We start from the raw sequence: 7,067 nt of genomic DNA on the forward strand, positions 1-7,067 counted from the left end.
GGTCAGAGCATAGCGGTTCACCACATAGGCGAAAAGATACAGAGAATTTCCGATGCAAGTTCACCCATAACAACAGCGAGGAGCCTAACTGAATAACATTGTTACTATTATTCACTCATAGATTTTAATTCATACTACTAATGGAAAGGTTCTTAAAACAACCTGCGAGATTCTACTGCCAAGGTGAAATTCAAATGCTTATCGGATCATCAACCAGGGATTCCATCTCCATGAGATGCCTCCCAATGATTGGATTTGTTGCAGCTGGATTGCTGCTATTATTGCTTTGCACCGCCCAGGCAGACGATGGCGGTGATGGCCAGGTGCTGACCATTGCCGACTATATCGGCGACTGGGGCTACCCATCGCCCTACGGCCATTACTCGCGCGGCCCAGGATATGTGAGGATGAGCCTGATCTTCGACACATTGGTCTGGAAGGACGAAAAGGGCATCATCCCCGCTCTGGCCGAGAGCTGGGAGATGGAGGGAGATGATGCTTATACATTCAAGCTGCGAGAGGATGTCCTCTGGCATGATGGCGAGAGGTTCGCCGCCGACGATGTGGTCTTTACCATCGATTACATTAAAGAGCATCCCTACATATGGGTCTCCTCCGACATCATAAAGACGGCAGAGGCGGTCGACGACTATACAGTCAGAATCAGCCTCAACCAGCCTTATGCTCCTTTCCTGGAACTGGTTGCCGGAACCCTTCCCATTCTCCCGGAGCACATATATGAGGGCGTAGACGATCCCGCAGAGTTTCGGGAGGATTCCGCTCTTGTGGGCACCGGCCCATTCCAGCTGGTGGACTATGACCAGTCCCAGGGAAGCTATCTCTATCAGGCCTTTGACGACTACTACCTCGGCAGCCCCAAAGTGAAACAGCTTAAGTTCGTCAAGGTAAACCTGGAGATGTCTGCGGCCGCTTTGGAGAAAGGGGATGTGAACGCAGCAAACGTGCCTCCTGAGGTGGTAGAGAACCTGAAAGACGAGGGCTTCACCGTGATGCTCTCCTCCCATGACTCTATCACCAAGATCATGGTCAATCACAAGAAGGAGCCTCTATCTGATTCCCGTTTCAGGCAGGCACTTTACTATGCCATCGATCGCCAGGCCCTGGTGGACAATGCCGCTCGCGGCTACGGAGTCCTGGCCAGCCCCGGCCTTTTCGCTGTGGATAACCACTGGTACAATTCCGATGTAGAGCCATACGACTACGACCCGGCAAAGACAGAGGAGCTGATGGAGGAGCTGGGCTACTCCAAGGTGGACGGCTACTTCTCTGTGGATGGGAGTCCGGTCAAACTGGAGATGCTGGTAACCTCAATCAATGAGCGGGCAGGAGAGCTGATACGCCAGCAGCTTGAGGATGCAGGCTTCATGATAAGCCTTCGCACAGTGGATTCCAAGACCCTTGACAGCATGGTTACTGAATGGAAGTTCGATCTGGCTCTAAACAGCCACGGCGGCATGGGTGCAGATCCCGAGATCCTGAAGAGGATGACCGGCGATGGATACACCTTCAACAGCGCCCGCTACACAGAGAACTCGGAGCTCAATGAGCTGCTGGACGGAGAGGTGGCTGAGATAGACGAGCAGAAACGGGAGGATCTGATCGATCGTATTCAGGTGATCCATGCACAGGAGCTGCCGGTTCTTCCCCTATATTACGCTGACACCTACTGGGCGCACGACGGCAGGGTGGAAATGTATTACACCCGGCAGGGAATTGCCAATGGCGTTCCTCTGGCACTGAATAAGCAGATATTTGTCAGCTGAAGGATGTGAATAGAGATGAAATTTGTGATTTGCGGCAAAGGCGGAAGCGGAAAGAGCACCGTCTCCGCTCTTATCGCCCGGGAGATGGCTTCGAGAGGAGAGAAAGTGCTGGTGGTGGACACCGACGAGTCCAATTTCGGCCTCTACAAGCAGCTGGGCCTGCCCCAGCCCAGGGACTTCATGGACTCCCTGGGCGGCAAGAAGGGGCTGGGGGAGCGGTTGATGAAATTTATGAGGTCGGAGGGAAAAGAAAAGCTCTCCATTCTTCAGGAGTTCTCGATAGATGATATACCCCAGGAGCTGATTGTGGGCGAGGATGGCATAAAGCTGGTTGCCATCGGCAAGATCCACGACTACGGCGAAGGCTGTGCCTGTCCCATGGGCGCCCTGGCCCGAGAGTTCATCGAGAAACTGAAAGCGGATGGAATGCAGGTCATCGTGGATACGGATGCGGGAATCGAGCACTTCGGCCGGGGGGTGGAAGCGGGCAGCGACCGGATAGTGGTGGTCATAGACCCCAGCTTCGAGTCGGTGCAGCTATCAGAGAAGATATCGGAGATGGGGGCGAAGATCAATAAGCCGGTCTGCTTCATCCTCAACCGGATGAATGAGGATGCTGCGGAGCTTTCGTCCCTGGTTGACGGGAAGAAGGTCATAGGCAGCGTGCCTTTTGATCGCGATGTCTTCCAGGCATGTCTGAAGGGCAGCCAGGTGCCCCAGCTGGCGGAGATGAAAGAGATCGTGGACCGGCTGCTGGCGGAGTGATCAAGGTATGATTCTGAAGCCGAATCAGAGGTCGCAGATCATGCCTCTGCCGGTAGTGCTCTTATCTACGATCTCTCAAGATGGAGTGCGAAATGCGGCACCCTGGTCCTGTGTGACCCCGGTCCTCCGGCCACTGGATGAGGTGCTGATCGCCTCCTGGCTAAAAAGAGACACATTGGAAAACATCCGCCAGACGGGGGAGTTTGTGATCAATGTGCCAAGAGCTGGGATGGAGGATGCAGTCATGACCTGTGCTAAGAGCTTCCCCCCAGAGGTCGACGAACTCAAGGAAGCGGGTCTAGTGGCCAGACCCTCAGTCAAGGTCAAGCCACCAGGAATCGAGGGCTGCCTGGCCTGGGCTGAATGCACTGTGGAAGAGGAGATAGCCCGAGAGAAGTATGTGCTAATCGTTGGCCGGGTGGTGCACCTGGAGGCTGACGACAGGTTCTTCTCTCCGGAGAATGGAATGGACTTTGAGAAGGCCATGCCTCTATGCATAATGGGCTCGAACAAGGGAATGCAGTTCGTCCGTCCCACGGCAACAGGAGAAAAGGGCGGATACGCTCATCATCCCTGAGCATCATGTCCTCAAATCTCCCTAAATCTTTTTACGATCACCTCTGCACAGAGCTACAATTGGGGGCGTGGCTCTCGGTGCAATGCTTGCCCCCGGACGCCCCCCTCTTCTGCCATTTCGGCGCTGAAAAATTGTTATAAGCAAAATTTATATTTATTCATATCAAGTATGAATTTTTTCCGAAAAAGTTATAAACTATTCAGATTAACATCTCCACGTCTGCGACTATTCACAGATTGCAAGCACAGTACCGAAGATGAGGCGATAAAGTGAAAATGGAGAAATTTGCAGTAACGGTTCTGCTCCTTTTGGCCCTGGTGCCTGGTATGGCTCTGGCCGAAGGGGTGGACATGTATCAGCTCGGCACGAATGCAACAAACTATGCCATGACCGAACTGGGGTTTGAGAAGGGAGATGTGAACGTCCTGGCCCTTACCAACGCCGGATATCCGGTAATCGACGGCCAGACGACCGATATGTGCCTTGATGCCGTGGTGGAAGTCTCCGGCTGCACTCCTGGAAAGGAGAACCTGGTCAACATCTTGAGCGCACCCTGGAAGCCCCTCTGGTTCGGCTTCTTCAACAAGAACACCGGAGAGGCGGTATACATGAAGATGAACGCTGACGCCTCCGGCTTCGAGATCCAGGATAAGGATAAGATCGATGCAGAGACCGTCCTCGCCAACGTCGAGACCTGGGAGCCGGGCAACTTCAGCCACATGCTGCCCATCGCCAATGTCTGGACCCACGAGAAAACCCCATATGTCTTCATGAAGGCCGTCCAGCTCCACGACCACCTCTGCCCTGGAGTCTCCAGCGGCTTCTTGCTCGCGAGGTACATGGAAAAAGAGCTCCCCATCGATGACCCTGCCAACCAGAGCTACAAGGTAATAGCCTGTCCCAACTGGTGCAAAGATGACTACTTCCAGATCGCTTGGGACTGCACTCCTGGAAAGAGCGGCATCTTCGTCAAATGCCTTACCGAAGATGAGACAAGCGCTCTGACGGAGAAGTATAACGGCACCAGAGTCGCAGGCATATTCATCCGTTGGGACGCTTCGTCCAAATCTGGTGACGGCCTGGTCCTCGGGTTCGACTTCAACAAGGCCGGAAACATGAGCAACATAGATACCTGGCCAAGCTGGGCCTACAGGCTGAAGGAGGACTTTGTCCTGATGGACGCCGCCGACTCTCCGGAAGAGTTCGTCTCCACCATCAAGGAGTTCCACCTGGAAAGCACGGAGGAGCTACAGGCCCTCCAGGGCGCGGGCGTGCACCCCCTGAAGGTGCTGGGAGTAGAGACCTGAAACCGATTCGAGGATGGATAAGTTGACCATCCCCCCTATTTTTTATGAAAGCCTCCGCGGGTATCCAACGGCTGAAAAGAGCAAAGCTGCCAGGAGGATCAGAAAGGGGAAGACGGAAAGGGTGGCGGTGAGCCCGAACTGGTCGGCAATGGCACTCGATACCGAGACACCAAGGCCGCCAGCGCCCATAGCGATACCCATGAAGAGGCCCGAGATCAGGCCAATCTTGCTCGGCATAAGCTCATGAGCCATGGCAATCGTCACCGAGAACGAGGCCCAGAGGAAAAACCCGAAGCAGAGTATCGCGAAAATCTGAAGCGCATCATTCGTCAGAAGAATCGCGGCAAAAGCCGGGATGGAACACAGAGTTGTCGCGATAACTACCGGTTTCCGGCCCACCCGATCGGAGAAGTAGCCTCCGGCAAGCTGCCCGACAACCCCAGCTAAGAGCATGGAGCTGATGAAGAAGGTTGCCTCAAGCAGAGGGTACCCGTTCAGGACAAGGTAGGTGGGGAGGAAGGTCATCGTCCCGACGGTGACCCAGGAGCGGAGCGTAGAGCCGGTGAAGAGAAGGATCACCGGCTTCCAGTTCTCCTCGCCGTCGGACTCTGCCTGTCGTGCCGCCACCGGGCAGGTGTCTGGGATCGGACGAATAAGGAGGAGAAGTGCGACGATCACAGCAGGTATCAAAAGCCAGGTTATAGCAGAAAGGCCTCCAGCCGTGATCACTATGCCGGCAAGGATCGGTCCGAGAGCATGACCGAGGTTTCCGCCCACGATAAAGAAAGAGGTGAGACGGCCCCGGTTACTCAAGACAGCAATCGAAGCTACCTTGCAGAGTGCACCCGGATGGAAGGTTGCAGCGCCAACAGAGGCGATTGCGACGCAGCCGAGCATGGCCAGGTAGTGGTTCGATAGCAGGCCCAGAACGGCTATCCCGCAGCCAGAGAGGAGGATGGAGACTGCCACACTGACCCGAAACCCTCGCTTGTCTGCGAGACTACCGAAGACCGGCTGGAGCAGCGAGGAGATCAGGCTGTGCATCACCGGGAGGAGCGCGGCCTGGACATAACTGTACCCGAGGGTGGTGATGAGAAGCGGCTGAAGTGCCATCAGCACCGGAGCATAGATATCATTAACGAGGTGCGCAAACGACAGCTGGGCGATCTCCCATAACCGTGATGGGGGTTGTGCCAACTGATCGTGCGACATGGATGTGCTCTCGCTCGTGCTGATGGTCCTTATATACCCTTGTATGAGGCAGGCACCTCAATGCCCTTATTGTAGACAAAATCAGAAGCGGAAAAGATCTGGGCAAGAAGGACAAGCGATATCTCGATTTCTTTTCTTATTACAATGATCCGAAGGTTAATCGCGCGATCGCTAATATTCGCTCAGACGCAGATATAAATAGCCATAACACTAATATCATTTTTGTATGGTCGATGTGATCATCGTTGGTGCCGGCCCTGCGGGACTGTTCGCCGCTTTAGAGCTTTCCAGGTCAGATGCTAAAGTACTGGTGATAGATCAGGGAAAGGACATCCGGGATCGCAACTGTCCCATGAAGGATAGAGGCCACTGCTTTCACTGTTATCCCTGCCAGATAATGTGCGGGGTGGGAGGAGCAGGCGCATTCTCTGATGGCCTTCTCAACCTCCATCCCACAATTGGAGGTGACCTGGAGAGCCTGGCGAAAAGCGAGGCCTGGAGGCTGATCGATGAGGTCGACTCCGCTTTTCTCAGATATGGTGCGCCAAACATGGTCATTGAATCATCAGAATACGATAAAGAACAGCTCAGGCGAAAGGCGGCTGCTGCCGGAGCCCGTTTTGTGCCCATAAATCAGCGCCATATGGGCAGCGACAGAACGCCCGAGATAATAGCCGCGTTCAAGATGGATCTGGAGCGGAGGGGAGTTGTGTTCCGGCTGAACTGCCGGGCGGAGGATCTGATTGTTGAGGGCGAGAGGTGCACAGGAATCCGGCTGGCCGATGGCACAGAGGAGAAGGCCTCCCGGATCCTGCTGGCTCCAGGCAGGATAGGAGCACAATGGATCAGCATTCTCCTGGACAGGTACGCTATCAAGGCCAGGTACGGGCCCCTGGATGTAGGTGTCAGGATAGAGGTGCCCTCGATCATAATGGATCCCATCACCCGGATAAACAGGGACCCTAAGTTTCACATAGTCACTCGCAGGTACGACGACTTCGTCCGGACCTTCTGCACCAATCCGGGTGGTTTTGTGGTCAAAGAGGAGTACCCTGATTTCATCGCCACCAATGGCCACTCCATGATAGTAGAGAAGTCTGAGAACACCAACTTCGCCTTCCTGGTTCGGCTGGAGCTTACCCGGCCGGTGGAGAACACCACCGCTTATGGCATGTCCATAGCAAAGCTGGTCACAACCATTGGAGGGCATAAGCCGGTCATCCAGAGGCTCGGTGATCTGCACAGGGGCCGCAGGTCAACTGAGGAGAGAATAGCCCGGAACACTGTGGAGAATACCCTCAAGGATGTGACCCCGGGGGATATTTCCATGGCCCTGCCTCACCGGATAGTGATGGACATCATCGAGGGCCTGGAGATCCTAAACCAGATCATCCCCGGAGTTAATGCCGACTCCACCCTAGT

6 protein-coding genes are annotated in these 7,067 nt (G+C 54.7%); 5 read left to right on the forward strand and 1 reads right to left on the reverse strand.

All coding sequences use genetic code 11. The features are described 5' to 3' along the window. Nucleotides 1-245: 245 nt before the first annotated feature. From BP822_RS11505 to BP822_RS11520, 4 genes are all read left to right on the forward strand, one after another. Entirely contained in the window at nt 246-1,784 is a 1,539-nt protein-coding gene (locus BP822_RS11505; RefSeq protein WP_013719880.1) for an ABC transporter substrate-binding protein, read from the forward strand. 15 nt (nt 1,785-1,799) lie between these two features. Further along, nucleotides 1,800-2,549 carry a P-loop NTPase gene (locus tag BP822_RS11510; protein WP_013719879.1) on the forward strand — a complete coding sequence of 250 codons (750 nt, stop codon included), beginning with the start codon at nt 1,800-1,802 and terminating at the stop codon, nt 2,547-2,549. A 7-nt stretch (nt 2,550-2,556) separates the two neighbouring features. Further along, on the forward strand, nt 2,557-3,126 hold the full coding sequence (locus BP822_RS11515) for a flavin reductase family protein (protein WP_013719878.1): 570 nt from the start codon (nt 2,557-2,559) through the stop codon (nt 3,124-3,126). Nucleotides 3,127-3,401: 275 nt separating this feature from the next. Continuing rightward, complete coding sequence (locus tag BP822_RS11520; protein ID WP_157863777.1) at nt 3,402-4,433, forward strand: FmdE family protein; 1,032 nt, start codon at nt 3,402-3,404, stop codon at nt 4,431-4,433. A 42-nt stretch (nt 4,434-4,475) separates the two neighbouring features. Here the strand turns inward: BP822_RS11520 and BP822_RS11525 are convergent, their stop codons facing one another. Continuing rightward, nucleotides 4,476-5,645 carry an MFS transporter gene (locus BP822_RS11525; protein ID WP_286878328.1) on the reverse strand — a complete coding sequence of 390 codons (1,170 nt, stop codon included), beginning with the start codon at nt 5,643-5,645 and terminating at the stop codon, nt 4,476-4,478. Between the two features lie 226 nt (nt 5,646-5,871). On the opposite strand from BP822_RS11525, the gene BP822_RS11530 reads away from it, so the two are divergent. Further along, nucleotides 5,872-7,067: NAD(P)/FAD-dependent oxidoreductase (locus tag BP822_RS11530; RefSeq protein ID WP_286878329.1), on the forward strand; the 1,196-nt coding region annotated here is incomplete at its 3' end.

The sequence above is a fragment of the Methanosaeta sp. UBA458 genome, assembly GCF_002496085.1.
In the GTDB taxonomy this organism is placed as follows: Archaea; Halobacteriota; Methanosarcinia; order Methanotrichales; family Methanotrichaceae; genus Methanothrix; species Methanothrix soehngenii.